The organism is Amnibacterium endophyticum (assembly GCF_042680685.1).
In the GTDB taxonomy this organism is placed as follows: Bacteria; Actinomycetota; Actinomycetes; order Actinomycetales; family Microbacteriaceae; genus Amnibacterium; species Amnibacterium endophyticum.
Map to the genome: position 1 here is coordinate 166,985 of NZ_JBHUEA010000003.1, position 25,067 is coordinate 192,051.

The following is a 25,067-nucleotide window of genomic DNA, read 5'->3' on the forward strand; positions in this document are numbered from 1 at the left end:
GCTCGTGACCTCCGCGCGCGACCAGCTGATCGAGCACATCAAGGCCGACGCCGTGTTCCACGGCGACTTCACGCTGACCTCCGGCAAGAAGGCGTCGTTCTACGTCGACCTGCGCCGCGTCAGTCTCGACCACCGGGTCGCGCCGCTGATCGGGCAGGTGATGCTCGACCTGATCGCCGACGTGCCGGACGTCGCCGCCGTCGGCGGGCTGACCATGGGCGCGGACCCGATCGCGACCTCGATCCTGCACGCCGGCGCCGCCCGCGGCGTGCCCGTCGACGCGTTCGTCGTGCGCAAGGAGCCGAAGGACCACGGCCGCGGTCGCCAGGTTGAGGGCCCGGACGTGGCCGGCAAGCGGGTCGTCGTGGTCGAGGACACGTCGACCACGGGCGGCTCGCCGCTGAAGGCGATCGAGGCGCTGCAGAAGGCGGGCGCCGAGATCGCCGCCGTCGCGGTCGTCGTCGACCGCAGCACGGGTGCCCGCGAGGTGATCGAGGGCGCGGGGCACCGCTACCTCGCCGCGCTCGACCTCGCCGACCTCGGTCTCGCGTGACCGGTCCGCTGGACGCGGGCGGAGCCGCGCTGCTCGCCGAGGTCGAGCGCAGCGGCTTCGTGGAGGCGCAGCACTCCGGCGCCGCCGTCGTCGTCGATCCGGACGGCGCCGTGCTGGCCTCGGTCGGCTCGGCGGACTCCCTGATCTACCCCCGCAGCGCGCTCAAGCCCTTCCAGACGGTCGCCGCCCTGCGCGCCGGCGCGGTGCTCGACGAGCGGGACCTCGTGATCGTCACGTCGAGCCACGCGGGCGCCGCGCACCACGTCGACGCCGTGCGGCACGTGCTCGCGGACGGCGGGCTGACGGAGGACGACCTGCGGTGCCCGGTCGCCTGGCCGTCCTCCCGCCGCGAGGCCGCGGACCTCGTGCGGCGGGGGCTGGGCGCCAGCCGCATCGCGATGACCTGCTCGGGCAACCACGCCGGGATGGTCCGCGCGACCGCCGCGCTCGGGCTGCCGGTGGCGGACTACCTCGACCCGACGGGGCCCGTGCACGCGCTCGCGGTCGAGGTGCTGCGGGAGCACGGCGGCGCGGAGCCGCTGCATCCCGGCACGGACGGCTGCGGCGGACCCGTCTGGGCGGTGCCGCTCGTCGCGCTGGCCCGCGGGTACGGCTCGCTGCTGCAGGCGGAGCCGGCGCTCGCGGACGCGATCCGCGCACACCCCGAGCTGATCGAGGGCGCGGGCGGGGAGGCCGGCACCACCCGCGCGGTCGAGCGGCTCGGCGTCGCCGCCAAGTCGGGGGCCGAGGGCGTGTGGTGCGCCGTCACCCCGGACGGCGTCGCGGTCGCGGTGAAGGTGCTCGACGGCTCGCCGCGGGCGGCGGCCGCTGCGGCGGTCGCGCTGCTCGCGGGGACGGGGGCCGTCGACGCGGGCGCGGCGGAGGCCTGGCTGGCCGACCCGTCGCTGGCGGTGCGGGGCGGCGGCGCCGAGGTGGGGCGGGTGCGGCCGCTCGTCTGAGGCGCCCTCAGCGACGGCGTCGCCGTCCCGCCCGCAGCCGGTCGAGCATCATCGGCAGGCGCTCGGGCGGCGGGGGAGCGGCGTGGGCGCGGCGGTCGGTCAGCACGACCACCGAGCCCGGCAGCAGCTCCCGCAGGTGCGCGCTGAACCCGGTCCCGTCGACGTCGAGGCTGCCGGGATCGAGCAGCACCAGGTCCGGCGCGCAGGTCGCGGGGCCGTCGACGACCTCGAACCCCGCCGCGACGAGCGCCGGCCGCAGCGCCGCGCGGACGGCCGGGTCGTCCTCGACCACCACCACGACCGACCGGCCGTCGTCGACCCGGGCGGAGGCGTGCGCGCTCATGTCCGCACCCGGGCGCCGCCACCGGCGGCGGCCCGCGCGGGGCGGAGGCGCTCCAGGGACCAGCGCGTCGTGCTCCAGAGGGCCTCCAGCACGATGCGCCGCGACATCTTCGAGGCGCCGTGCTGCCGCTCGACGAAGGTGATCGGCACCTCGACCACCTCGAGGCCCCGCTGGTGGGCGCGGCGCACGAGGTCGATCTGGAAGCAGTACCCCTCGCTGCGCACCTGCGCGAGGTCGAGGCGGCGGAGCGCGTCGGTGCGGAAGACCCGGAAGCCGCCCGTCACGTCCCCGTAGGGCAGCGAGAGCATCGCCCGCGCGTAGGCGTTGCCGGCGCGCGACAGCAGGACCCGGTGCCACGCCCAGTTGCGGACGCGGCCGCCCGGGATCCAGCGGGAGCCGAGCACGAGGTCCGCGCCGCGCTCGGAGGCGGCGAGCAGGGCGGGCAGGTCGAGGGCGCGGTGGGACCCGTCGGCGTCCATCTCGACCACGGCGTCGTACCCGAGCGCCAGCGCCCACTCGAAGCCGGCCAGGTAGGCGCGGCCGAGCCCGTCCTTTCCGGCCCGGTGCAGCACGTGGACCGCCGGGTCCTCGGCGGCGAGGCCGTCGGCGATCCGGCCGGTGCCGTCGGGGCTCGCGTCGTCGATGACGAGGACGTCGGCCTCGGGTTCGGCGGCGCGCACAGCGCCGACGACGCGGGCGATGTTCGCCGCCTCGTCGTAGGTGGGGATGCAGATCAGGGTGGACATGCGGCTCCGATCGGTCAGGAGTCAGGTGGTGGGGCGGAGGACCCAGCGCCCGTCGCGGGCGAGGGGCGGGGCCGCGTGGAGGGCGGCCAGGGACGTACGGTCGAGGCCGGTGTCGCGGCGGACGAGGATCGTCGCGTCGCCGGCCCGCAGGAACCGCAGGACGAGCTGCTGCCAGGCCGGGTCCTCCCGCCGCGGCGGCTGCACGGTGTCGCCCGCCGGCAGCGTCGCGGGGTCGTACGTCCAGCCGGTGACGTCGGGCCAGACCGGGCAGCGCGGCATGGAGAGGTCGCGGCTGAGGGAGTCCGTGACGATCAGCACCGAGGGGTCGTCGGTCGTGATGCAGACGTCGTCCGCCTGCACGGCGCGGACGAACGCCGCGGGGACGGCGACCCCCGACCTGCTGCGGGCGTCGATGTGCGTCCCGCCGATCACCACGGCGGCGCCGACGAGCGCGACGAGCGCGGCGCGGGCGCCGTACCGGGCGGGCACGAGCCCGAGCAGGCGCTGCGCGCCGACCCCGGCGCAGAGGGCGAGCGGCGGGGCGGTCAGCGAGCCGTAGTGCTCGAACCAGGAGGGGGAGGCGATCAGCACGGCCGCGTCGGCGGCGAGCAGCAGCGCGAAGACGCGGGCGCCGCGGGTGACGAGCGCGAGCGCGGCGGCCGCGGCGGCGAGGACGACCGCGACCTCGACGATCCCGCGCAGCGGCAGGCCGTGCAGCCGCTGCACGCCGAGCATCCCGGCGACGCGGGGCAGCATCGCGGGGTCCCGCGGCCGACCCAGCTGGTCGAGCACCACCTCCCGGAACATGGCGCCGGGGTCGAGCGCGAAGAACGGCAGGCAGACCGCCACGATCGCGATGGCGGCGCCGAGCAGGAAGCGGCCCCGCCGGTCCGTGCCGAAGACGGCGATGACGAGGACCGGGACGACGTACCAGATCTTCACGTCGGCCGCCGCGCCCGCGGCGAGGCCGGCGGCCAGCACCCGGGCGTCGGAGGGCCGCTCGCGCCGCAGCAGGAGCAGGGCGGCGAGGATCCCGAGGCTGCCGAGCGCCTCGAGCAGCACCGACCGCTCCACCCACGCCGCGGGCAGCAGCACCGCGTAGAGCAGGCCGCCGACGACCGCGGCGGTGGTGCCGAAGCGCTTGAGGATCAGGACGACGAGCGCCGCGTTCAGCGCGCCGACGAGCTCGAAGGCGATGCGTGCGACGACGTAGCCGGTGGTGTCGTTCGTGACCGCGCCGAGCGCGGCGAACGGCGCCGCGGCCAGCACGATGCCGGGCGGGTGCAGCAGCAGGAAGTCGGCGTAGGGCACCCGGCCGTGCACGAGCGCGTCGGCGGCGGAGTAGTAGACCCCGTCGTCGTAGGAGCCGATCCCGGTCAGTCCGCCGCCGCGCAGCAGGAAGCCGATCCGCACGACGAACGCGAGCACGCCCACCGCGATCGGCAGGGCGACGCCGAATGCGGGCCGGAACGACCGCCTCCGCGGCGGCGTCGGGGTCGCTCCGGGAAGGAGCGACGTGGCAGCGGACATGGACGCACCGTCTCGGCGGGGCGGCAAGAATTCGCGCAGAAATCGAGACCGCGCGGACCGGTCGAGCGCCTCATGGCGCATTCATCGGATCGTGCGAGGGGGCTCACGTTCTCGGCCGGTCGCACGCTTCGTCGCTCCCCTGGCGAGGTGCGTTCGCGCACCCCCGGTCGCGGGCCCAGCACATCGGCGCCATCGTTCGGCAGCGGATGTGTCGGAGCCGATTCAGGCGCTCGCTTCGACGGGGCGCGGAGGCGCCACCTCCTCGCCGCTGAAGATGACGTCGACGGTCTGCAGGGCGAGACCGATGACGCCAGCGGCGTCACCGAGCCTCGTCTTCGTGATGAAGAGGTCACCGGTGAGCAGCGGTGCGGCCTGCTGATAGACCCGCTCGCGGATGCCGGAGAAGAGGACCTCGCCGCTGTCGGCCAGCTGTCCGGAGACGACGACGGCGCGCGGGTTGAGGACGCCGACGAGTGTGGCGACGGCGTCCCCGACGACACGCCCCGCTGCGCGCACTCGTGCCAGTGCGACCTCGTCCCCGCGCTCGAGAAGCGTGACGACGTCGCGGGTGCTGCTGGTCGGGATGCCGACGCGTTCGAGGTCCCGTCGGAGCGCCCAGCCGCCGGCGTAGGCCTCGACGCAGTCGAGGTTGCCGCAGCGGCACTGTCGCGCCTCCGGGTCGCGGCTGACCGACCGCGTGTGCCCGATGTCGCCGGCCGCGCCCTTGTCACCACGGATGAGCCGACCGTTGGAGACGAGGCCGGCTCCGACCCCGCTGCCGAGCTTGAGCGCGATGACGTTGTCGAGTCCGAGCGAGCGGGCTTCGGCGACGGCTCTGGCGTTGGCATCGTTCTCGACGACGACGGGTGCGTCGTAGTGGGGTGCGAACCATCCGGCGATGTCGAAGCGGTCCCAGCCGCTCATGATGGGGGGATTGACGACCCGTCGTGCGGCGTACTCGACAGGGCCGGGCACACCGATGCCGATGCCCCATACCTCGAGCGTCGGTCGGAGGCCGGCGAAGGCCTCGATCACCGCGGTCAGCACCACCTCCGGCCCCTCGGACACCTCGATGGTCCGGCTCGCGGTCGCGAGCGGCCGTCCGGTGAGGTCGCAGACCGCGGCGGTGAAGCCGGAGGCTCCGATGTCCGCCGCGAGCACGCAGGCCCGCTCGGTGTTGAACCGGAACTTGCTCGAGGGGCGTCCACCGGTGGACTCGCCACCGCCGATCGGCTCGATGAGGCCGACGTCGAGCAGCTGCGCCAGTCGCTGGTTCACCGTCGAGCGGGACAGGCCCGATGCGTCGATGACGTCGATCCGACTGAGCTCCCCGCGATGACGGAAGAGGTCGAGCACGTCACCGCTGAGTCCACGGGTCGTCTGCATCAGTACCCCCTTGACTCGATCCTACAGAGAACACCAACCGAAACCTGGCCATCTTTCGGTTTGACACCACACGAAAGTCTGGTTACTTTCGGGTCATCGGCACACGGTGGTGCCCTCCCACAGCAAGGAACCGCATGCACAGCAACGTTGCTTCTCGGCGCCGAGCCGCCCTCCTGATCGCGCCGGTGGCCACGCTGGGGCTCCTGCTCGCCGGCTGCTCGGGGAACAGCACCGCACCGAGTGCCGCCGCAGGCGCGGACGGCTCCGCCAAGCCGAAGGTCGCGGCGGTCATCAAGGGGCTCGACAACCCCTTCTTCCAGGCCATGCAGAACGGGATCGAGGGCACGGCGAAGGCCGACGGAGTCTCGGCGACGGTGCAGGCGGCAGCCGACATCGGGGACACGACGGGTCAGGCCGACAAGCTCACGACGCTGGCGGGGCAGGACTTCAGCTGCTTCGTCGTCAACCCGATCAGCGGCACGAACCTCGTGCAGGCTCTCGCTCCGGTCGGGGCGGCGGGGAAGACGATCGTGAACATCGACCAGCCGATCGACGCCACCGCGGCGAAGGCCGCGAACCTGAAGGTCGCGACCTACATCGGCACCGACAACAAGAAGGCCGGCGGGAAGGCCGGGGACTTCGTCACCAAGGCCGTGCCCGCGGGTTCGGAGGTCGCCATCATCGGCGGCATCGCGGGCGACGTCACGAGTGCGGCCCGCATCGACGGGTTCAAGGCAGCGGTCGGGTCGAAGGTGAAGGTCGTGCAGGAGGCGGCCGCCGACTGGAAGCGCGAGCTCGCGCTGACCCGTGCCACCGACATCATGGAGGCGCACCCGGACGTCAAGGCGTTCTTCGCCGCGAACGACGACATGGGGCTGGGCATCGTGAAGGCGGTGCAGAACGCCGGCAAGACCGGTGACATCACCGTGGTCAGCGTCGACGGCAACAAGGACGCCCTGCAGTCCGTGAAGGACGGCGGGCTCAGCGCCACGGTCGCGCAGTACCCCTACGCGGTGGGATCCCTGGGCGTGCAGGCGTGCGAGGTCGTCGCCGACGGCAAGACCCTCCCGTCGAACATCGAGTCCCCGACCGCGCTGGTGACGAAGGACGACGCCGACACGGCGATCTCGAAGTTCCCGCAGCCGTTCGAGGAGTTCGACAACCCGCTGACGAGCCTGCTCGGCAAGTAACCGCTCGGGTCGGTGCGCACTGCCGCGCAGGGCGCACCGACCCTTCACGTCCGATCTCCCGACGAAGAGAGCCCGTCCGAGCCCGTGAACACCACGACAACTGCCACCGCCCCCGATGTGCAGCGCACCACACCCGCCGACGTGCTGCGCGATGCCCGCCACCTGAGCTTCTGGGCCGAGCACGCGGCCCCGATCGGGCTCGTCGCCCTGATCATCGTCTTCTCGATCCTGTCGCCGAGCTTCCTCACGCTGGGGAACATCTCGGCGATGCTGACCGCGGCCGCGATCCTGGTGATCCTGGCGGTCGCCCAGTCCTACGTGATCACGACAGGCGGCATCGACCTGTCGATCTCGGCCACCATGACCTTCGGCGCGATCTGCTTCGGCCTCGCGTTCAGCGGAGGGCTCGGCTTCTGGCTGTCGGCTCTGGTCGGAGTCCTCGGTGCAGCGGTCATCGGCATCGTCAACGGCCTGCTCATCGCCTCCGGCAAGGTCACCGACTTCATCGCCACCCTCGGCACGCTCTCGGTGGCCACCGGCCTGGCGCTCATCTTCAGCAACGGCCGCCCGATCTCGGTGCTCAGCCCCGAACTGCTGCAGCTGACGACCGGGCGGATCGGGATCGTCGGCTACCCGTTCATCATCGCCGTCGTCATCGGCATCATCGCCTGGGTCGTGATGTTCCGCACCCGCTTCGGCCTGCACGTGCAGGCCGTCGGCGGCAGCGAGGAGGCCGCGGTCGCCAACGGGCTCAGCGCGAACCGGGTGCGCATCGCCGTCTACCTGATCTCCGCCGTCCTGGCCGGCATCGCCGCGCTGCTGCTGGTCGCTCGCGTCGGCGCTGCCGAGCCGGCGATCAACACGTCCTACCTGCTCAACTCGATCGCCGCCGTCGTGCTGGGCGGAGTGAGCCTCACCGGCGGCAAGGCGAAGATCGTCGGCCCGATCCTCGGCGCCCTGCTGCTGACCGCCCTCAGCAACGGACTCACGCTGCTCGGGGTGTCCCAGTTCTACCAGCCGCTCGCGGTCGGCCTCGTGGTCGTGCTCGCAGCCCTGCTCACGAGGTTCCAGAAGCGATGACCAGCACGACGACCACCGACACCGACCTCGACCTCGTCCTGTCCGCCGAGGGCATCACCAAGAGCTTCGGCAGCGTCCACGCCCTCCGCGGCGCCTCCATCTCGATGCGCCGGGGCGAGGTCACCGCGCTGATCGGTGACAACGGCGCCGGCAAGTCCACCCTGGTGCGCTGCCTGTCCGGGATCCACCGCCCGGACGAAGGCTCCATCACGATCAACGGCAGCCTCGTCGACTTCCACACGCCTCTGGAAGCCCGCAACGCTGGGGTCGAGACGGTGCAGCAGAACCTCGCGCTGATCGAGGACCTGTCGGTCTGGCAGAACTTCTTCCTCGGACGGGAGCGGACTCGCGGGTTCGGGCCGTTCCGCTTCCTCGACAGCAAGGCGATGCGCAGCAAGGCGGACGAGATGCTCGGCGGCCTCGCCGTGAACGTCCCTCCGGTCACCAGCAAGGTCCGGCGGCTCTCCGGTGGACAGCGGCAGGCCGTCGCGATCGCCCGAGCCGCCGGCTGGGGCAGCCCGATCGTCATCATGGACGAGCCGACCGCCGCGCTCGGGGTGCAGGAGACCGCTCGAGTCGAAGGCGTGATCAAGCGGCTGCAGGACAGCGGTGTCGCCGTCCTGCTCATCAGCCACAACTTCGATCAGGTGCTGCGCCTGTCCCAGCAGGTCTGGGTGATGCGCAGCGGCACCGCGGTCGCCGGCCGTCGCGCCGTCGACACGAACGGTGACGAGCTGGTCGCGCTCATCACCGGCGCGAAGGCGGCCTGACCAGCGATGAGCGCCACCACAAACCCGCTCGGGGTGCACGCTCGCACCCTCTCGCGCGACTGGACCAGGGAGGGGGCCGAGCTGGCGGTGCGCCGCACGCTCAACGCCGGGTTCGACTTCCTCGAGATCCCGGCTCCGGTCGTCGGAGAGCTGGATGCGGTCGCCACGCGGCGCCTGCTGGAGTTCAACGACCTCGACGCCACGGTCTCGCTGGCGCTGACTCCTGAGCAGGACATCAACTCGACGGACGAGGCGTCCTCCCGTCGCGGCGAGGAGGCGCTGATCTCTGCGGTGCGGTTCGCTGCTGCCATCGGCGCCACCTACGTGGGCGGGGTGACCTTCTCCCAGCTCGGGCGCTACCGGAGCCTTCCGACCGCGCCCGCCCGCCGCAACGCGCTGGCGGTGCTGGGCCGGGTCGCCCGCCTCGCGGCGGAGGACGGCGTCACCGTCGGGGTGGAGTACGTCAACCGCTACGAGAGCAACCTGCTCAACACGGCGGAGCAGACCGTCGCATTCCTCGACGAGCTGGACGAGCCCAACGCGGTGCTGCACCTCGACACCTTCCACGCCAACAGCGAGGACCCGTCCGTGGCGGCCGCGGTAGAGACCGCCGGTCACCGTCTGGCCTACATCCACGCCTCGGAGAGCCACCGCGGTGCGCTCGGCAGCGGCTCCCTGGACTGGAACGGCTTCTTCGAGGCACTCCAGCGCATCGGGTACCGCGGCCCGATCACCTTCGAGTCCTTCTCGCCGACCGTGGTGAGTCCTGAGATGACCGTCGAAGTGGGGCTCTGGCGGGCCCCATGGACCTCGGCGGACGCCGTCGCGACCGACGCCCGAACCTTCCTGTCCCTCCACCTCGCCGCGCTGCGCGGCCTCGCCACGACCTCGATCGGAACACCGTGAACAATCCTCTCGGCATCCACGCCCTCGTCTTCGCAGGCGGGACCACCACGGACGAGGTGGACACGATCACCTCCGGCGCGCATCGCGCCGGCTACGACATCATCGAGTTCTCCCTCCACGGCCTCGCGGATCTCGACACCACCGCGACCCGAGCGATGCTCGAGGACCGCGGCCTGACTGCGATCTGCTCGCGCGGGCTGGCGCCGGACGCGGACGTGTCCAGCGACGATCTCGCCGTCGTGCAGCGCGGCGCAGAGCTGCTGCACGAGTCGTTGCAGGCGACCGCCGCCATCGGAGGGATCCGCCTCACCGGCGCCCTCTACTCAGCGTTCGGCAAAGCCGCTGCACCGCTCACCGGGGCGGGCCGCCGGAACGTCATCGCCGTGCTGAAGGACCTCGCCGTCGAGGCCCGCCGGCTCGACGTCGTCCTCGGGCTGGAGGTCTGCAACCGTTATGAGACCAACGTCGTGAACACGGCCGGAGAGGCGCTGCGGCTCGCCGACGAGATCGGCGAGGACAACGTCGACGTCCATCTGGACATCTACCACATGAACATCGAGGAGAAGAACTTCCGCGACCCCGTGCTGCTGCTCGGGGACCGGCTCGGCTACGTCCACGTCGGGGAGAACGACCGGGGATACCTCGGCTCCGGGCACCTCGACTTCGACGCCTTCTTCGACGCCCTGCGCGAGGTCGACTACCGCGGCGGCATCACCTTCGAGTCGTTCTCCTCCGCCGTGGTGTCCCCGACCCTCTCCAACGACCTGTCCATCTGGCGCAACCTCTGGACCGACTCCGACGACCTCGCCGCGGCCGCTCACCGATTCCTGGCCGAGCGCCTCGCCCGGGTCCCGGCGTGACGCTCGGCTTCCCGGAGGCACTGCTCCGCGCGGAGGAGCTGGCCGCGCAGTCCGAGCGGCGCGTGGTCCTGGGCATCTGCGGTTCCCCCGGCGCCGGCAAGACCCTGCTGGCCGAGCGACTCGTCGCGGGATTGAATCGACGTCGTCCCGGTTCCGCGGCGCACGTGCCGATGGACGGGTTCCACCTCGCAGACAGCACCCTGGAGCGTCTCGGTCGTCGGGAGCGGAAGGGTGCGCCGGACACCTTCGACGGGTGGGGATACGCCGCACTGCTCGAGCGCCTCGGGGAGGGCGGTGAGGACCCGGTCTACGCGCCCGACTTCGAGCGAGACCTCGAGGAGCCGATCGCGGGCTCCATCGAAGTTCCCGGCACCGCTCGGGTCGTGGTGTCAGAGGGCAACTACCTGCTGCTGCCCGACCGTCCGTGGTCCAGGGCGCGTGCCGCGTTCAGCGAGGTGTGGTTCTGCGTCCTGCCCGACGAGCTGCGGATGCGACGGCTCGTCGCCCGGCACATGCGCTTCGGCCGCAACGAGCGGGACGCCGCGCAGTGGGCCGAGGAGGTCGACGGCCCGAACGCGCGCCTGATCGAGCAGTTCCGTCACACGGCGGACCTCGAGGTCTCGACCGCCGAGGTGTACACCCCTGCCGAAGTGATTCCGGAGACCGCCAGTAAGGTTCCCTGAGCCTCTCCGTCGCCGCCGTCGCGCACAGGGGGGCCGTGTGCGACCCGGCTTCTCGGGTCCGCCGACCCGGGGAAGCGCCCCGACGCGCGACAGCGCTCGTACCCCTGCGCCTGGTCGCCGGAGTCGCGGCCCCGGCTCACCCGCAGCCGCGGACCCGGGTGACGAGGTCGGTCGGGGTGCGGACGGTGCGGACGACGCCGAGGGCGGTGCGATGCCGGACGAGGAGGCCTCGCACCGAGGCGTCCTCGTTCCGTGGTCATCGGCGTGCAGCTCCGGGTCGCGGCGGTCCGCTGGTACCTCGATTCCGTCTCGCGCCCCGTCCGGCCGGAGCCGGCGCCAGCGGGCGAGTGCTGGGTCCGTCAGGACTTCTGAGGGCCGGGTCGCGGAGCCGGATCGACCTCGGCCGCGCTACCGCTCCGGCGAGAGGTCGTAGGTGACCCACGGGGTCGCACGTGCGACCCCGTCGTACAGACGGCGCGCCGCGGCGTTGTCCTCGGCGGTGATCCAGCGCACCACGGAGCAGCCTTCGCTCGCCGCGCGGGAGGCGAGCGCGGTCACCAGGGCGCGACCGACGCCCGCGCCACGAGCGGCGGGGTCGGTGAAGAGGTCGTCGAGGTAGAGCCCCACCGTGCCGGACGAGGGGCGGTGGAACCGCCGCCAGTGCGCGAGGCCGACGACCTCGCCCTCCCGCTCGGCCACCAGCCCGCGGACCTCGACCTCGTCGTCGTGCAGCCAGGTCCAGACGCGCTCGACCACCTGCTCGTCGGGCGGCAGCCGGTAGAACTCGCGGTAGCCGCGGTAGAGCTCCGCCCACCTGCGGAGGTCGCCGGGGGACACGTCCCGGACCGCGATCGCCTGCTCGGTCACCCGAGCAGCGTAGGAGCCCCGTCGCCGCCGGTCGGGCTCAGGCCGGCGGCGCCGGTCGAGCAGGTCGCCGGAGGGTGAACACCTCGCCGATGCGGCTCCATTCGTCGCGACCGAGCCGTGCGAGGGGCGCGAGGTCCGCGATCGCCGGCAGGTCGTCGTCGGCGAGGACCGACTCGTGGACCTCCGCGGCCACCACCCGGCCGAGCACGAGGGTGCAGTCGCCGACCGGCACCGTCCCGTGGAGGACGCACTCCAGGGCGACGGGGGACTCGGCGACCCGGGGCGGGGCCACGGCCGTCGACGGCGCCGCCTCGACGCCCGCCAGGGCGAACTCGTCGACGTCGCTCGGCACGGGTGCGCTCGTGGCGTTCACCTGCTCGGTCAGGTCGGCGGGTGCGAGGTTCACCACGAACTCGCCGGTGGCGAGCACGTTGCGCAGGGTGTCCTTCTCGCCCACCGAGGTGAACTGCACGACGGGCGGGTCCACCGAGGCGATGGTGAAGAAGGAGTGCGGCGCGAGGTTGCGGGTTCCGTCGGCGCCGACGGTGCTCACCCAGGCGATGGGCCGCGGCACGACGACCGCCTTCAGCAGGGACGAGAAGGCGCGGGCGTCCTGCTCCGACGGCTCGAACCGCCGGGTCGCACCGGGCTCGTCGCTCATCCGCCGCCTCTCGTCATCTCGTCCGGGAAGTGTCCCGGGTCGCACCTGTCGCTCGCCGATGCGAGACGCCTGCGGGCGGCGGGAGGGGACGTTCAGCCTCGCCTGACCGACACTCGCGCAGTGCGGCCGGAGCTCCCGGCCCCGTGTCGGAAGGACCCCGCCCCGTGCGCAAGACCCTGTTGATCATCCTCTGCTTCTTCTTCCCCTTCGTCGCCGTGCTCATCGCGGAGGGCCCGAGCATCAGCGTCCTCTGGGCGTTCCTGCTCCAGCTGCTCGGCCACGTGCCCGGCGTGATCTACGGCATCTATCGCATCGTGCAGGACTGAACTGGTCGACCGGGTCCGGCGGGCGGCGGCGCTCACCGGGCCCGTCGTGCCCGCTCGAGCAGGGGCGGCGACCCTCGAAGGGGGAGGGGACAGACCGGGCGTTCTGTCCGTAGGTTCTTCCTCGGGCGGTCACCCAGCCGCCCGCACCGTCACCCCGGTGCCGCACGACCTCGCGTCAGTCCCCAGCACGACGCGGACCACCTGACCGCGGACCCCCATCCGCGGACGACCGGCGGACCTCCATCCGTCGATCACGGTTCGAGGACATCGCCGGGCGGTCGCCCTTCCCCCGAGGAGGCCGCCCGGCTCCTCCATGCCCGAACGAGCATGGAGGCCGCTCGCGCTTCCGCGAGGGCGTCCGGCCCCCTCAGTCCTCCGGGCCGGAGGAGAGGACCGGGCCCGCGTCGAGCAGGTCCGCGACGGAGCCGAGGACCTCGTCCGGGCGGAACGGGTAGCGGTCGATCTCGGCCCGGTCGCTGATGCCGGTCATCACGAGGATCGTGTGGAGCCCGGCCTCGATGCCCGCGACGATGTCGGTGTCCATCCGGTCGCCGATCATCGCGGTCGACTCGCTGTGCGCACCGATGCGGTTCATCGCGCTGCGGAACATCATCGGGTTCGGCTTGCCCACCACGTACGGCGTCCGGCCGGTCGCCCGCGTGATGAGCGCCGCGATCGCGCCGGTCGCAGGCAGCGGCCCCTCGCTCGACGGGCCGGTCGCGTCCGGGTTCGTCACGATGAAGCGGGCGCCGCCGCCGATCAGCCGGATCGCCTTCGTGATCGCCTCGAACGAGTAGTTGCGGGTCTCGCCCACCACGACGTAGTCGGGGTCGGTCTCCGTGAGGATGTAGCCGGCCTCGTGCAGCGCGGTGGTGAGCCCCGCCTCCCCGATCACGAAGGCGCTGCCGCCCGGGATCTGCGAGGCGAGGAAGTCGGCGGTCGCCATCGCGGAGGTCCAGATCGCGCGCTCCGGCACGTCCAGCCCGGACGCGCGCAGCCGCGCCGCGAGGTCCCGCGGCGTGAAGATCGAGTTGTTCGTCAGCACGAGGAACGGCGACCCCTGGTCGGTCCACTGCCGGATCAGCTCGGCGGCGCCCGGGACCGCCTGGTTCTCGTGCACGAGCACGCCGTCCATGTCGGTCAGCCAGCACTCGACGTCGGACCGGGAGGTGCTCACCCGGGTCAGCGTACGGGGCGGGACCCCGTCGTCGACCGGTTCGTGAGCGTCGCCATCAGCTGCTCCATGGGCCCCCGGCCGACGAACCGGCGCCACAGCACGGCGAAGACGATCGAGGCCGCGGCGATCCCGACGAGCAGCCCCCAGTACTGGAAGGCGCCGGCGTCGTCGCGGGGGATCGCGAGGAAGACCGCGAGGGCGATCAGCTGCCCCGTGTAGATGGTGAGCGGCATCGCGCCGGCGTCCGCGAGCGGGGACAGCACGCGGGCGACCGCGGGCACCGAGCCGAGCACCAGGAGGGCGCCGATCGCCGTGACCGCGACGCCGCCCGAGCCGAGCACCTCCCAGGTCGTGTCCGAGTGCGCGGTCGCGTCCTGGCGCAGCATGGCCGCGCCCCCGTAGCCGACGACGCTCGCCGCGGCGCCACCCGCGACCATCGCGAGGCGCGTGCCGCGGCGGGTGAGGTCCGAGCGTGCGAGCAGCAGCCCGACGGCGACGTAGGCGGCCCAGACGACGTCCGGGTAGTAGCCGGTGACGAGCCACTGGCTCGGCCAGAGCAACGGGTTCGTCCCCACGAATGCGGCGTACCGGTCGGCGTCGACCGCCTGCACGAGCGCGGCGCCCGCGGTCGCAGCGACGCCGGCCACGACGGCGAGCACCCAGCGCGGCGCGAAGAGCACGGGCAGCAGCAGCAGGAACAGCACGCCGTAGTAGTCGAGGATCACCGCGATCGGCGTCCCGAGCGCCCAGAGGCCGCGGCCGAGCACGATCAGCCAGACCCCGCGCAGGGCCACCGTGATGCGCGCCCGGGTGCGGTCCTCCACCGGCGTCGCGCCGCCCGTGATGAGCCCGAGCGAGACGCCCGCGAGCGTGGCGAAGAGCACGGACGAGCGGCCGTCGGCGAGGCCGTCGCTCGTGCCGTCCGGCGCGAAGTGCGCCCACAGCATGCCGAGGACGGCGAGCGCGCGGGCGACGTCGACGCCGACCAGCCGCCGCTCCACCGCCATCCGTCGAGGGTAGGCGGCGGAGCCGACGGGGCCGGGTGCGCTATCCATGGACGATGGTCGACTGGCTCTCGGACTACGTCCCGACTGCGGCCCTGCTCCTGCTGGAGGTGGGGCTGCTCGTCCTCGCCCTGGTCGTCGCGCCGCGGAACCGCCGCCCGTCCTCCGGCCTCGCCTGGATCCTGCTCATCGTCACGCTGCCGCTGCTCGGGCTGCTGCTCTTCGCGGTCATCGGGTCGCCCGAGCTGCCGAAGGCCCGCCGCGACAAGCAGCGGACGATGGACCAGCGCATCGAGGAGCGCACCCGTGCGGTCGCGCACCGCGTGACCGGCAGCGGCGCCCCGGCCTGGCTGCCGCCCATCGCCCGGCTGAACCGCGAGACCGGCTCCCTGCCGCTCGTGGACGGCAACGTCGTGCACCTGCTGCCGCACCTGGACGACCAGCTCGCCGCGATCGTCGCCGCCGTCGACCGGGCCGAGCGCTTCGTGCACGTCGAGTTCTACATCCTCGCCCTCGACGACACGACCCGCCCCTTCTACGCGGCGCTCGCCCGCGCGGTGGAGCGGGGCGTCGAGGTCCGCGTGCTCGTGGACCACCTCGGGTCGCTGAAGTACCCCGGGTTCAAGAAGGGGCTGAGGGAGCTGACCCGCACCGGCGTGCGGTGGCACCTGATGCTGCCCGTGCAGCCGTGGAAGGGCCGCTACCAGCGGCCGGACCTCCGCAACCACCGCAAGCTGCTGGTCGTCGACGGGCTCATCGGCTTCGTCGGGTCGATGAACATGATCGACCCGGGCTACCAGACGTGGTCGAACCGGCGCCGGCACCTCAGGTGGCGCGACCTGATGGCGGAGGTGCAGGGCCCGGTCGTGGCGGAGATCGAGGCGATCTTCATCACCGACTGGTTCAGCGAGACCGACGAGCTGCCGCCGGTCGCAGTCCCGATCGACGCGGTCGCCGAGGACGAGGACCCGGGCACGCTGCTGGCGCAGATCGTCCCGTCGGGGCCCGCGTTCGAGTCGGAGAACAACCTCGCGCTGTTCAACTCCCTGATCTACGCCGCGGAGCGCCGCATCTCGATCACGAGCCCCTACTTCGTGCCCGACGAGTCGCTGCTCGCCGCGATCCTCACCGCGGTGCAGCGCGGCGTCGAGGTGGAGCTGTTCGTCAGCGCTATCGGCGACCAGTTCTTCGTCCACCACGCCCAGCACTCGTACTACGAGGCGCTGCTCGGCGGCGGGGTGCGGATCTACCAGTACGCGGCGCCGACGGTCCTCCACTCCAAGCACGTCTCGATCGACGACGAGGTCGGGCTGGTCGGGTCCTCGAACATGGACATCCGCTCGTTCCAGCTCGACCTCGAGGTGATGATGCTCGTCGCGGGCCGCGCGTTCGTCGACGAGCTGAAGGCGGTGGAGGACGAGTACCGCGCCAGCTCGACCGAGCTGACGCTGGACGAGTGGCGCGGACGCGGCGTCCTGCACGAGGTCGTCGACAACATCGCCCGCCTCACCTCCGCCGTGCAGTAGCCGGGTCAGGGGAGCAGCAGCACCTTGCCCGTCGTGCGGCGGCCCTCGAGGGCGCGGTGCGCGTCCGCCGCCTCGTCGAGGGGAAAGCGGGCGCCGATGCGGACGTCGAGCGCTCCCGAGGCGAGCGCGTCGAACAGCTCGCCGTAGCGCCACGACCGCTCCTCGGGGGTCTGGAGGAAGTCGCCCATGGTCGGCCGGGTGAGCACGAGGCTGCCCCCTCGCTGCAGGGCCGCGGGGTCGATCGGCGGCACGGGGCCGCTCGCCGCGCCGAACAGCGCCAGGAGGCCGCGCGGGCGCAGCGCCGCGAGCGACCCCTCCCAGGTCGCCGCCCCGACGCCGTCGTAGACGACGTCGACGCCCCGGCCGCCCGTGCGCTCGCGGACCCGGTCGGCGAAGCCGTCGTAGTCGAGCACGACGTCGGCACCCGCGCCGCGGGCGAGCTCCGCCTTCTCCGCGCCGCCGACCGTCGCGAGCACGGTGGCGCCGCGGGCCTTCGCCAGCTGGATCAGCAGCAGGCCGACGCCGCCCGCACCCGCGTGCACGAGCAGGGTCGTGCCGTCCGCGACGGCGTGCACCGAGGTGACCAGGTAGTGCGCCGTCAGCCCCTGCAGCGGCAGCGCGGCGGCCGTCTCGAGGTCGACGCCGGCGGGCACGTGCGCCGCGGCCGCGGCGGGCACGATCGCCGACCCGGCGTACGTGCGCCGGCCCTCGGCGGTCGCGACGGCGTCGCCCGCGCGGAACCCGGTCACGCCTGGCCCCACCGCGGCCACGCGGCCCGCGCCCTCCGTGCCCGGCACGTGGGGCAGGTCGATGGGGTAGGCGCCGCTGCGGCGGTAGACGTCGACGAAGTTCACGCCCGTCGCGGCCAGCTCGACGAGCAGCTCGCCCTCCCCGGGAGTCGGCACGTCCTCCTCCGCAGGGAGGAGCACCTCCGGCCCGCCCGTCCGCTCGACCCGCACCACCCGCATCCGCTCGGCCATGGGCGGCAGTCTCGCCCGTGCGGCTGCGCCTAGCCTCGACCGGTGTTCATCGGCATCGACCTCGCCTGGGGGCCGAACGGCCGCACCGGGCTCGCGGAGGTCGGCGAGGACGGCCGGCTGCTCGACTCGACGAGCGTCCGGACGGACGACGAGATCGCCGTGTGGCTCGAGGGGCGGCGACCTGCGGTAGTGGCGATCGACGCGCCGCTCGTGGTGCCGAACGAGCGCGGCTCGCGCCTCGGGGAGCAGCAGCTGGGCGCGGTGTTCGCGAGGTTCCACGCAGGGGCGCACCCGACCAACCGCGGCACCCTGTACATGGATGCTCCTCGCGGCATGCGGCTCGCGCAGCGCTTCGGCTGGTCCGTGGATCCCGCGCACCGCGGCAGCCCGGCTGCGCCGACCGCGCTGGAGGTCTACCCCCACCCGGGCATGGTCGGGCTGTTCCGGCTCGGGCGGGTGATCCCGTACAAGAAGGGCGCGGTCGACGGGCGGCGTCGAGCGTTCGCGCTGCTGCTCGACCTGATCGAGGGCCTGGAGCCGCTGCGGGTGGCCCGGTCGCCGGCGTGGGCCTCGATCCGAGCGCGCTTCGCCGAGGCGCGGCGTCCCGTCGACCTCGACCGGCTGGAGGACGAGGTCGACGCGGTGTTCTGCGCGCACCTCGCCTGGCTCTGGGCGAGCACCCCCGGCGCGCTCCGGGTGTACGGCGACCTGGAGCACGGCTACGTCGTCGCCCCGCCGCCGCCCACGCATTCGCCGGGCCCGCTGGCGGCGCTCGCGGATCCGCAGAACTCGCCCGACACGCCGCCCCTCGAGCCCGATCCTCGGCGCGCCGAGGAGGAATTGCGGATCCGCGAGACCGAGGGGGAGCCGCAGCTCGAGGTCGGGGTCGGGCCGCACCCGCTGCCGTGGCCCGAGGACGACCGGTACGACCCCGAGCTGCTGCGGGACGGGGACCGCCGCAACGTCGTCGACCGCTACCGGTACTGGCGCCGCGAGGCGATCGTCGCGGACCTCGACACCCGCCGGCACCCGTTCGCGGTCGCGATCGAGAACTGGCAGCACGACGCGAACATCGGCTCTATCGTGCGGAGCGCGAACGCCTTCCTCGCCGACAGCGTCCACATCGTGGGTCGCAGGCGCTGGAACCGGCGGGGCGCCATGGTGACCGACCGCTACCAGCGGGTCGTGCACCACGACGACGTCCCCGGCCTCCTCGCCTGGGCGCGGGAGGCCGGGATGACGGTCGTCGCGGTCGACAACGTGGCGGGCTCCGTGCCCGTCGAGAGGTACCCGATGCCGGAGCGCTGCCTGCTCGTGTTCGGGCAGGAGGGCCCGGGGTTGAGCGCGGAGGCGCTCGCCGCCGCCGACGCGGTGGTCGAGATCCCGCAGTACGGCTCGACCCGCTCCATCAACGCGGCCGCGGCGGCCGCGGTCGTGATGCACGAGTGGATCCGTCGCTGGGGGCGGTAGATCCGCCGCTGGCCGGGGTGGTCTCGAGGCTCGCTGCGCTCGCACCTCGACCAGCGGTGCGACCCCCCCGTCGGTCGAGGTGCGACGGAGGAGCCTCGAGACCACCCGCGCGAAGCCTCAGCGCTTCGCGGGGCGGTTGGCGCGGAGCACCTCCAGCCGGGTGCGGTACTCGACCTCGTCGATCTCGCCCTGCGCGAAGCGCTCCGACAGCGTCGCCTCGGGGGAGCGGTGCGGGCCGGCCGCAGGTCCCCCGTACTCCGCCCAGCGGCGGCGGCGCGAGCGGCTGAAGAGGATCGCCAGCACGACGATCACCGCGAGCCAGAGCAGCGGGATCAGGAAGAAGAAGGGGAACGGGCCGGGGCCGGGGCCGTAGTGCCAGGGCGCGGTCGCAAGTGCGGTGAGCATGGTGCCTCCATCGGTGGATCGGGTCCGGGTCGGACCGTGGCTCCACACTCCGCCGATGCGGCCCGCGGCGCGTCCGTCGACGGGATGCACCTGCGCTGCTCCCGGCGGAGCAGCGCAGGCGCCGAGGAGGGCTACTCCTGCCAGCCGGGTGCCACCAGGCCGGTCTCGTAGGCGGTGACCACCAGCTGCACGCGGTCGCGGGCGCCGAGCTTGCCCATCACACGCGACACGTGCGTCTTCGCCGTCAGCGGGCTGAGGAAGAGCCGCGCCGCGATCTCCTCGTTCGTCAGCCCGCGGCCGACCAGCTCGAGGACCTCGCGCTCGCGCTCCGTCAGCACGGCCAGCCGCTCGGGCTGCTCCGTGCGCTTCAGGCCCCGCGACACCCGCTCGAGCAGGCGGCGGGTGGGGCCGGGGCTCAGCAGCGCGTCGCCCTCCGCGGCGACCCGCACGGCCCGGATCAGCTCGGCGGGGTCGGTGTCCTTCACGAGGAAGCCGCTCGCCCCCGCCCGCACGGCCTCGGCGACGTACTCGTCCAGCTCGAACGTCGTGACCACGACGACGTGCACGTGCTCGAGGCCCGCCGTGCCGACGATCCGCTCCGTCGCCCACAGCCCGTCGCCGTCGGGCATGCGGATGTCCATCAGCAGCACGTCCGGGCGCAGCCGCTGCGCCGCGGCGACCGCGTCCCGGCCGGTCGCGGCCTCGCCGACGACCTCGATCCCCTCCTGCGCGTCGAGCAGCGCCCGGAAGCCGCCGCGCACCAGCGCCTGGTCGTCGGCCAGCAGCACGCGGATCATCGGGGCTCCTCGGTCGGGATGCGGGCGACGACCTGCAGGCCGTCGTCGTGGACGCGCACGTCGAGCGTGCCGCCGAGCTGGGCGGCGCGCTCCCGCATGCCGGTCATGCCGTTGCCGGCATGCGGTTCGTCGGGCCGGTGGCCGGAGCGCCGGTCGCGCACCTCGGCGACGACCGCGCCCGGCTCCTCGCGCAGCGCGACCGCGATCGAGGCGCCGGGAGCGTGGCGTCGCGCGTTGGTGAGCGACTCCTGCACGATCCGGTACAGCGCGAGCTGGACCGGCTGCGGCAGCGGCCGGGTCAGCCCGTCCTCGACCTCGACGCGCGCGCCGTCGCGGCGCAGGCCGTCCAGCAGGGCGGGGAGGGCGGCGAGACCGGGCTCCGGCGCGAGCGGCGCGCGCTCGTCCCCGCGCAGCACGCCGAGCACGCCCCGCACCTCGTCGAGCGCGGAGCGGCTGGCGTCCCGGATCGCGGTCAGCGCCTCGGTCGCGGCGGCGGGCCGGTCGTCCGCGAGGTGCAGCCCCACGCCCGCCTGCACCGAGATGGAGGAGAGGGAGTGCGCGAGCACGTCGTGCAGCTCGCGGGCGATGCGCACCCGCTCCTGCTCCACCGCGATCCTCTGCCGGTCGGCGGCGCGCCGCCGCTCCTCCTCGACGCGGCGCCGGCGGGCGCTCCGGAACGAGCCCGCGCCGAAGGCGAGCACGAGCAGGAAGGCGGAGCCGAGCGCCCGCCCCCAGACGGCCGGGGACGAGGTGACGAGCAGCAGCGTCAGCGGCACGAGCACGACCGCGGCGACCACGGCCGCGGCGGCCGCCCTCGCGTCGCGCGCCGCGGCGAAGGCGACGGCGACCGCGAGCGGCAGGACCGCGACCGGCGGCCCCGGCACCAGCAGCAGCGCGATCAGCTGCAGGGCTCCCGCGACGAGCACGGCGGCCCCGGGCAGGCGCCGCAGCAGCAGCACCGCGGCGACCGTCGCGACCGCGAGCAGCCCGAAGACCGCCGCCGAGGGCGCCGCGAGGCCCCGCGCCGGCCCGGCGCCGCTCAGCGCACCGACGGCGAGCAGCACCTGCGGCACGGCGGCGAGCGGCAGCAGCACGCCGAGCCTCGGCCCCAGCGCTCCCCGGTGCTCCACCGTCCGACCGTAGCGACGGGCGGCCGCTGCCGCGTACGCCGCGGGGAGTACCCGCCCGTGCGACCCTGGTGGGGTGAGCGACGTGCTGGAGGACGTCCGCGTCGACGAGCGGCTGCGGCTCGGGCAGCCGTGGACCCTCGTCGTGTGGGACGACCCGGTGAACCTGATGACCTACGTCACCTGGGTCTTCACCAGCTACTTCGGCTTCGCGCGGGAGAAGGCGGAGCGGCTGATGATGCAGGTGCACGTGGAGGGGAAGGCCGCGGTCGCGTCCGGGAGCCGCGAGGAGATCGAGCGGCACGTCGAGGCGATGCACGGGTACGGGCTGCACGCGACGATGCAGCAGGTCGACTGAGCGTGCAGATCCTCGGGGAGTTCCGCCGGCACGACGGCGCGATCGAGCGCCGCTTCACGAAGGCGGAGCGTCGGATGATGGGCAACCTCGTCGGCGGCCTCGTCGACACGCTCGCGCAGACGGACGAGCTGAAGTCCTACGACGACGCCGTGCTGCGCCGCCTGCTGCCGGCGGCGGCGCCCGACGACCCGGACGCCTCCGCGGAGTTCGCCGCCGCGACCCGGGGTCGGCTGGCGGAGGCGAAGTCGGCGGGCGCCCGCCGCGTGACCGCGGACCTCGAGGCGGCGCCCGGCGGCACGGTCCGGCTCGACGAGGAGGGCGCCGTCGTCTGGCTGAAGACGCTCGGCGACCTGCGCCTCGCGCTCGCGGAGCGCGTCGGCTTCGACGCCCTGACGGGCGGCCGCACCCCGCAGGCGCTCGTCTACGGCTGGCTGACCTGGCTCCAGGGCAGCCTGGTGGAGGCGCTCGACCAGTAGGGCGGGCGCCCGCTCAGCGGCGGCGGCGGACTGGGATGCCGAGGAAGCGGGGGCCGTCGGCGCGCGGCGCGGGCACGCGGTCGGTGTCGACCGCCTCGAGCGCGGGGGCGAGCGCGCGGACCGCGGTCTCGAAGCGGTCCGTGAGCGTCTCGTCGGAGGCGGGGCAGTGCGCGCACGTGCCGCTGAAGCGCACGCGGACCCGCGCGTCCTCGACCTCGACCAGCTCGAGCGCGCCGCCGTGGGAGCGGATGTAGGCGCCGACGTCGCCCGCCAGGACCTCCTGCACGGCGGCGCGGAGCACGTCGCCCGCATCGGCGCCGGTCGCCGGGGCCCAGCCGTCGGGGTCGGCGAGCGCGGTCTCGAGCCCGGCACGCACGACGGCGCCGTCGGCCCGCCACTCCCGGCCCGCTGCCAGGACGGTGCGCACCGCGGCCGGCTCGACGACCACCTCGGCGAGGAGGCCGCGCTCGAGCAGCGTCGCGAGCGCCTCAGGCACCCGGGCGGGTGCGCCGACGAACGGCAGCGACCCGGCCGGCACGATCCAGCGCACCTCGAGCGGTGCTCCGGGCACGGCCTCGGGGTGCAGCGCGACCGCGGCGGTCACCCCGTCACCGCCGAGGCGATCCGGTAGGCGGCGAAGCCCGCGATCCAGGCGAGCGCGAACATGTACCCGAACGCGATCGCCGGCCAGCGCCACGAGCCGGACTCGCGCCGCAGCGCGCCGACGGTCGACATGCACTGCAGGGCGTAGAGGAAGAAGACGAGCAGTGCCGCGAGCACCGGCGGCGTGAACAGCGGCTCGCCCGCGCGCGGCCCGTCCTGCACGGTCAGGCCGGTCAGCGCGCTGCTCGGATCCGCCGGATCCTTCGCCGCCGCGACCTGACCGAGGGTCGAGACGAAGGTCTCGCGGGCCGACAGCGACGCGAGCACCGCCACGTCGATCCGCCAGTCGAACCCGAGCGGCTCGAAGACGGGCTCGACGAAGCGCCCGACGTCCGAGGCGAGGCTGTGGTCGATGACGTAGGAGGCCGAGGCGGCCTGGTCGCCGGGGTCGACGCCGGCGGCCCGCAGCTCGGCGTCCCCGCGGAACGGCACGTTCAGCAGCACCCAGAGGATCACCGTGGTGACGAGGATGATCTTCCCCACCTTGCGCAGGAAGGTGAGGCACGAGTCGCGGACCGCGAGGGCGACGGACCGCGCCGACGGGATGCGGAACGGCGGCATCTCCATGTAGAAGGGCAGCAGCGGCCCACTGCGCCCGCGGCCGATCCGCGAGAACGCCCAGGCCGCGACCATCGCGGAGACCGCGCCGAGCAGGTACAGCGCGAACATCACGACGCCCTGCAGGCCGATCGGCCCGAAGCGCGCGTCGGCCGGCACGAGCAGCCCGATCAGCAGCACGTAGACCGGCAGCCGGGCCGAGCAGGTCATCAGCGGCGCGCCCATCATCGTGGCGATGCGGTCGCGCGCGGACGGCAGCGTGCGGGTCGCCATGATGCCGGGCACGGCGCACGCGAGGCTCGACAGCAGGGCCACGAACGCGCGGCCCTCGAGACCCGCGCGCGCCATCACCCGGTCCATGAGGAACGCGGCCCGGGCGAGGTAGCCGACGCCCTCGAGCAGCGAGATCATCAGGAACAGCAGCGCGATCTGCGGCAGGAAGACGAGCACGCCGCCGACGCCGCCGATGAGGGCGCCGGAGACGAAGCTCGCCAGCCAGTCGATCGGGATCGCCGCGCTCGCGAACGCGCCGAGCGCGCCGAACGCGGTCTCGATCGCGTCCTGCACCGGGGCGGCGACCGTGAAGATCACCTGGAAGAACGCGAACATCGTGACGAAGAAGATCGCCGTGCCCCAGACCGGGTGGAGCAGCACCGCGTCGGCCCGCCGCGTGCGGCGGTCGAAGCCGGGCATGCGGTACCCCGCCCGCTGCAGCACGGACGCCGTCCAGCGCGCGGTCTCCTCCGGGGCGGTGGGCGGCAGCACGACGGGCGCGCTCCACTCGCTCGGCGCGGCGAGCAGCTCGCGCAGCCGCGGCAGGTCGCGGCGCGAGCCGGCGACGGCGCTCACGACCGGCACCCCGAGCGCCCGCTCCAGGGCCGCGACCTCGACCCCGCCGCCGCGGCGTGCCAGCTCGTCGGTGAAGGTGAGGACCACGCACACCGGCGCCCCCGCCTGCAGCACCTGGGCGAGCAGGCCGAGCGAGCGTCCGAGCACCGTGGCGTCGAGCGTCACCACGATCCCGTCGGGCCGGGGCGCACCGGCCGCCGGATCGAGGACGTCCACCACGATCTGCTCGTCGAGGCTGATGGGATCGAGGCTGTACGTGCCGGGCAGGTCCTCGAGCAGCACCGGGCCGCGGTCGGTGCCGACGACGCCCTGGTAGCGGGACACCGTGACCCCGGGGTGGTTGCCGGTCTTCGCCCTGAGGCCCGTGAGGCCGTTGAAGAGCGTGCTCTTGCCGGAGTTCGGGCTGCCGACCAGCGCGAGCCGGCGCGAGGGTGCGGGGGCGTCCGCGGAGGCGGGGCCCGCGGTGCGGGTGCTCACGCCGCGGGGCTGACGTCGATCAGTCGGGCCTGCTCGCGGCGCAGCGCGATCTCGTAGCCGGCGACGGTCACGATCAGGGGGTCGCCCATGGGCGCCCGCCGGATCGCCTCGACCTCGGCGCCGGGGACGAAGCCGAGGTCGAACAGCCGGCGCACGACCGCGCCGGGCGCCGCGGCGGACAGGCCGGTGACGACCGAGCAGCGGCCGCACGGCAGGTCGGCCAGCGAGCCGTCCTCGTGGCGGGCCGCGGCGGACGGGATGGCCCGCTCGTGCAGGCGCGCTGCGTGCAGCGACACGATCCCTCCTCCGCCGGAGCCGTCAGGTTAGGACAGGCTAACCT

The 25,067-nt window shown here is 73.8% G+C and carries 28 protein-coding genes and 1 pseudogene; 14 read left to right on the plus strand and 15 right to left on the minus strand.

The features are described from left to right. Positions 1 to 4: 4 nt before the first annotated feature. Positions 5 to 553, plus strand: a complete 549-nt coding sequence (pyrE, locus tag ACFSBI_RS03360) for an orotate phosphoribosyltransferase (protein WP_377932024.1) — start codon at positions 5 to 7, stop codon at positions 551 to 553. Then, on the plus strand, positions 550 to 1,512 hold the full coding sequence (locus ACFSBI_RS03365; protein WP_377932026.1) for an asparaginase: 963 nt from the start codon (positions 550 to 552) through the stop codon (positions 1,510 to 1,512). The genes pyrE and ACFSBI_RS03365 overlap by 4 nt, the downstream gene beginning before the upstream one ends. 7 nt (positions 1,513 to 1,519) lie before the next feature. Here ACFSBI_RS03365 and ACFSBI_RS03370 read toward each other — a convergent pair whose 3' ends face one another. The 4 genes from ACFSBI_RS03370 to ACFSBI_RS03385 all read right to left on the minus strand — a co-directional run bounded on the left by ACFSBI_RS03370 (position 1,520) and on the right by ACFSBI_RS03385 (position 5,517). Continuing rightward, positions 1,520 to 1,855 (minus strand): ANTAR domain-containing protein, encoded by a 336-nt coding sequence (locus tag ACFSBI_RS03370; RefSeq protein ID WP_377932028.1) that lies wholly within the window; start codon positions 1,853 to 1,855, stop codon positions 1,520 to 1,522. Beyond that, entirely contained in the window at positions 1,852 to 2,601 is a 750-nt protein-coding gene (locus ACFSBI_RS03375) for a polyprenol monophosphomannose synthase (RefSeq protein WP_377932030.1), read from the minus strand. The genes ACFSBI_RS03370 and ACFSBI_RS03375 overlap by 4 nt, the downstream gene beginning before the upstream one ends. Before the next feature lie 21 nt (positions 2,602 to 2,622). Further along, on the minus strand, positions 2,623 to 4,131 hold the full coding sequence (locus tag ACFSBI_RS03380; protein ID WP_377932032.1) for a hypothetical protein: 1,509 nt from the start codon (positions 4,129 to 4,131) through the stop codon (positions 2,623 to 2,625). A gap of 222 nt (positions 4,132 to 4,353) precedes the next feature. Further along, positions 4,354 to 5,517, minus strand: a complete 1,164-nt coding sequence (locus ACFSBI_RS03385) for an ROK family transcriptional regulator (RefSeq protein ID WP_377932034.1) — start codon at positions 5,515 to 5,517, stop codon at positions 4,354 to 4,356. Between the two features lie 134 nt (positions 5,518 to 5,651). Here ACFSBI_RS03385 and ACFSBI_RS03390 point away from each other — a divergent pair, with 134 nt between their 5' ends. From ACFSBI_RS03390 to ACFSBI_RS03415, 6 genes are all read left to right on the plus strand, one after another. Further along, positions 5,652 to 6,707, plus strand: coding sequence for a sugar ABC transporter substrate-binding protein (locus tag ACFSBI_RS03390; protein WP_377932036.1), 1,056 nt, complete (start codon positions 5,652 to 5,654; stop codon positions 6,705 to 6,707). An 84-nt stretch (positions 6,708 to 6,791) separates the two neighbouring features. Beyond that, positions 6,792 to 7,787, plus strand: a complete 996-nt coding sequence (locus tag ACFSBI_RS03395) for an ABC transporter permease (RefSeq protein ID WP_377932038.1) — start codon at positions 6,792 to 6,794, stop codon at positions 7,785 to 7,787. Further along, entirely contained in the window at positions 7,784 to 8,557 is a 774-nt protein-coding gene (locus ACFSBI_RS03400; RefSeq protein ID WP_377932040.1) for an ATP-binding cassette domain-containing protein, read from the plus strand. Before ACFSBI_RS03395 ends, ACFSBI_RS03400 begins: the two co-directional genes overlap by 4 nt. A gap of 6 nt (positions 8,558 to 8,563) precedes the next feature. Continuing rightward, on the plus strand, positions 8,564 to 9,463 hold the full coding sequence (locus ACFSBI_RS03405) for a sugar phosphate isomerase/epimerase family protein (protein ID WP_377932042.1): 900 nt from the start codon (positions 8,564 to 8,566) through the stop codon (positions 9,461 to 9,463). After that, the gene (locus ACFSBI_RS03410; protein WP_377932043.1) at positions 9,460 to 10,323 is read left to right on the plus strand and encodes a sugar phosphate isomerase/epimerase family protein; all 864 of its coding nucleotides are present in this window, start codon (positions 9,460 to 9,462) and stop codon (positions 10,321 to 10,323) included. Before ACFSBI_RS03405 ends, ACFSBI_RS03410 begins: the two co-directional genes overlap by 4 nt. Then, on the plus strand, positions 10,320 to 11,006 hold the full coding sequence (locus ACFSBI_RS03415) for a nucleoside/nucleotide kinase family protein (protein WP_377932045.1): 687 nt from the start codon (positions 10,320 to 10,322) through the stop codon (positions 11,004 to 11,006). Before ACFSBI_RS03410 ends, ACFSBI_RS03415 begins: the two co-directional genes overlap by 4 nt. A gap of 408 nt (positions 11,007 to 11,414) precedes the next feature. Here ACFSBI_RS03415 and ACFSBI_RS03420 read toward each other — a convergent pair whose 3' ends face one another. Together ACFSBI_RS03420 and ACFSBI_RS03425 are read right to left on the minus strand one after the other, a co-directional pair. Then, positions 11,415 to 11,873 carry a GNAT family N-acetyltransferase gene (locus tag ACFSBI_RS03420; RefSeq protein ID WP_377932047.1) on the minus strand — a complete coding sequence of 153 codons (459 nt, stop codon included), beginning with the start codon at positions 11,871 to 11,873 and terminating at the stop codon, positions 11,415 to 11,417. Between the two features lie 37 nt (positions 11,874 to 11,910). Next, the gene (locus ACFSBI_RS03425; RefSeq protein ID WP_377932049.1) at positions 11,911 to 12,534 is read right to left on the minus strand and encodes a flavin reductase family protein; all 624 of its coding nucleotides are present in this window, start codon (positions 12,532 to 12,534) and stop codon (positions 11,911 to 11,913) included. A 164-nt stretch (positions 12,535 to 12,698) separates the two neighbouring features. Between ACFSBI_RS03425 and ACFSBI_RS03430 the strand changes: the two genes are divergently transcribed. Next, the gene (locus tag ACFSBI_RS03430; RefSeq protein WP_377932051.1) at positions 12,699 to 12,860 is read left to right on the plus strand and encodes a YqaE/Pmp3 family membrane protein; all 162 of its coding nucleotides are present in this window, start codon (positions 12,699 to 12,701) and stop codon (positions 12,858 to 12,860) included. 367 nt (positions 12,861 to 13,227) lie between these two features. Here the strand turns inward: ACFSBI_RS03430 and ACFSBI_RS03435 are convergent, their stop codons facing one another. After that, entirely contained in the window at positions 13,228 to 13,995 is a 768-nt protein-coding gene (locus tag ACFSBI_RS03435; protein WP_377932158.1) for an HAD-IIA family hydrolase, read from the minus strand. 47 nt (positions 13,996 to 14,042) lie between these two features. Then, entirely contained in the window at positions 14,043 to 15,044 is a 1,002-nt protein-coding gene (locus tag ACFSBI_RS03440; protein WP_377932053.1) for a DUF418 domain-containing protein, read from the minus strand. A 53-nt stretch (positions 15,045 to 15,097) separates the two neighbouring features. On the opposite strand from ACFSBI_RS03440, the gene cls reads away from it, so the two are divergent. After that, positions 15,098 to 16,567 (plus strand): cardiolipin synthase, encoded by a 1,470-nt coding sequence (gene cls, locus ACFSBI_RS03445; protein WP_377932055.1) that lies wholly within the window; start codon positions 15,098 to 15,100, stop codon positions 16,565 to 16,567. Between the two features lie 5 nt (positions 16,568 to 16,572). Here cls and ACFSBI_RS03450 read toward each other — a convergent pair whose 3' ends face one another. Next, entirely contained in the window at positions 16,573 to 17,547 is a 975-nt protein-coding gene (locus tag ACFSBI_RS03450; RefSeq protein WP_377932057.1) for a quinone oxidoreductase family protein, read from the minus strand. Positions 17,548 to 17,589: 42 nt separating this feature from the next. On the opposite strand from ACFSBI_RS03450, the pseudogene ACFSBI_RS03455 reads away from it, so the two are divergent. Next, a pseudogene (locus ACFSBI_RS03455) lies at positions 17,590 to 18,243 on the plus strand (DUF429 domain-containing protein); the annotation flags it as partial. A gap of 144 nt (positions 18,244 to 18,387) precedes the next feature. After that, entirely contained in the window at positions 18,388 to 19,017 is a 630-nt protein-coding gene (locus ACFSBI_RS03460) for a TrmH family RNA methyltransferase (protein WP_377932160.1), read from the plus strand. 117 nt (positions 19,018 to 19,134) lie between these two features. On the opposite strand, the gene ACFSBI_RS03465 is transcribed toward ACFSBI_RS03460, so the two are convergent. The 3 genes from ACFSBI_RS03465 to ACFSBI_RS03475 all read right to left on the minus strand — a co-directional run bounded on the left by ACFSBI_RS03465 (position 19,135) and on the right by ACFSBI_RS03475 (position 21,349). After that, positions 19,135 to 19,422 carry an SHOCT domain-containing protein gene (locus tag ACFSBI_RS03465; protein ID WP_377932059.1) on the minus strand — a complete coding sequence of 96 codons (288 nt, stop codon included), beginning with the start codon at positions 19,420 to 19,422 and terminating at the stop codon, positions 19,135 to 19,137. A 131-nt stretch (positions 19,423 to 19,553) separates the two neighbouring features. Beyond that, the gene (locus ACFSBI_RS03470; RefSeq protein ID WP_377932061.1) at positions 19,554 to 20,219 is read right to left on the minus strand and encodes a response regulator; all 666 of its coding nucleotides are present in this window, start codon (positions 20,217 to 20,219) and stop codon (positions 19,554 to 19,556) included. Further along, positions 20,216 to 21,349 (minus strand): sensor histidine kinase, encoded by a 1,134-nt coding sequence (locus ACFSBI_RS03475; RefSeq protein WP_377932063.1) that lies wholly within the window; start codon positions 21,347 to 21,349, stop codon positions 20,216 to 20,218. The genes ACFSBI_RS03470 and ACFSBI_RS03475 overlap by 4 nt, the downstream gene beginning before the upstream one ends. Positions 21,350 to 21,422: 73 nt before the next feature. Here ACFSBI_RS03475 and clpS point away from each other — a divergent pair, with 73 nt between their 5' ends. Both clpS and ACFSBI_RS03485 read left to right on the plus strand, forming a co-directional pair. Then, the gene (gene clpS / locus ACFSBI_RS03480; RefSeq protein WP_377932065.1) at positions 21,423 to 21,704 is read left to right on the plus strand and encodes an ATP-dependent Clp protease adapter ClpS; all 282 of its coding nucleotides are present in this window, start codon (positions 21,423 to 21,425) and stop codon (positions 21,702 to 21,704) included. A 2-nt stretch (positions 21,705 to 21,706) separates the two neighbouring features. Further along, positions 21,707 to 22,180 carry a DUF2017 family protein gene (locus ACFSBI_RS03485; protein WP_377932067.1) on the plus strand — a complete coding sequence of 158 codons (474 nt, stop codon included), beginning with the start codon at positions 21,707 to 21,709 and terminating at the stop codon, positions 22,178 to 22,180. A 13-nt stretch (positions 22,181 to 22,193) separates the two neighbouring features. Here the strand turns inward: ACFSBI_RS03485 and ACFSBI_RS03490 are convergent, their stop codons facing one another. Genes ACFSBI_RS03490 through ACFSBI_RS03500 form a run of 3 tightly spaced genes read right to left on the minus strand, consistent with a single transcriptional unit; the run spans position 22,194 to position 25,023 of the window. After that, on the minus strand, positions 22,194 to 22,784 hold the full coding sequence (locus ACFSBI_RS03490; RefSeq protein ID WP_377932069.1) for a NifU family protein: 591 nt from the start codon (positions 22,782 to 22,784) through the stop codon (positions 22,194 to 22,196). Continuing rightward, a complete protein-coding gene (feoB, locus tag ACFSBI_RS03495) occupies positions 22,781 to 24,727 on the minus strand; it encodes a ferrous iron transporter B (protein WP_377932071.1) in 1,947 nt (648 codons plus the stop codon). Before feoB ends, ACFSBI_RS03490 begins: the two co-directional genes overlap by 4 nt. Next, positions 24,724 to 25,023 carry a FeoA family protein gene (locus ACFSBI_RS03500; protein WP_377932073.1) on the minus strand — a complete coding sequence of 100 codons (300 nt, stop codon included), beginning with the start codon at positions 25,021 to 25,023 and terminating at the stop codon, positions 24,724 to 24,726. The genes feoB and ACFSBI_RS03500 overlap by 4 nt, the downstream gene beginning before the upstream one ends. Positions 25,024 to 25,067: the final 44 nt, after the last annotated feature.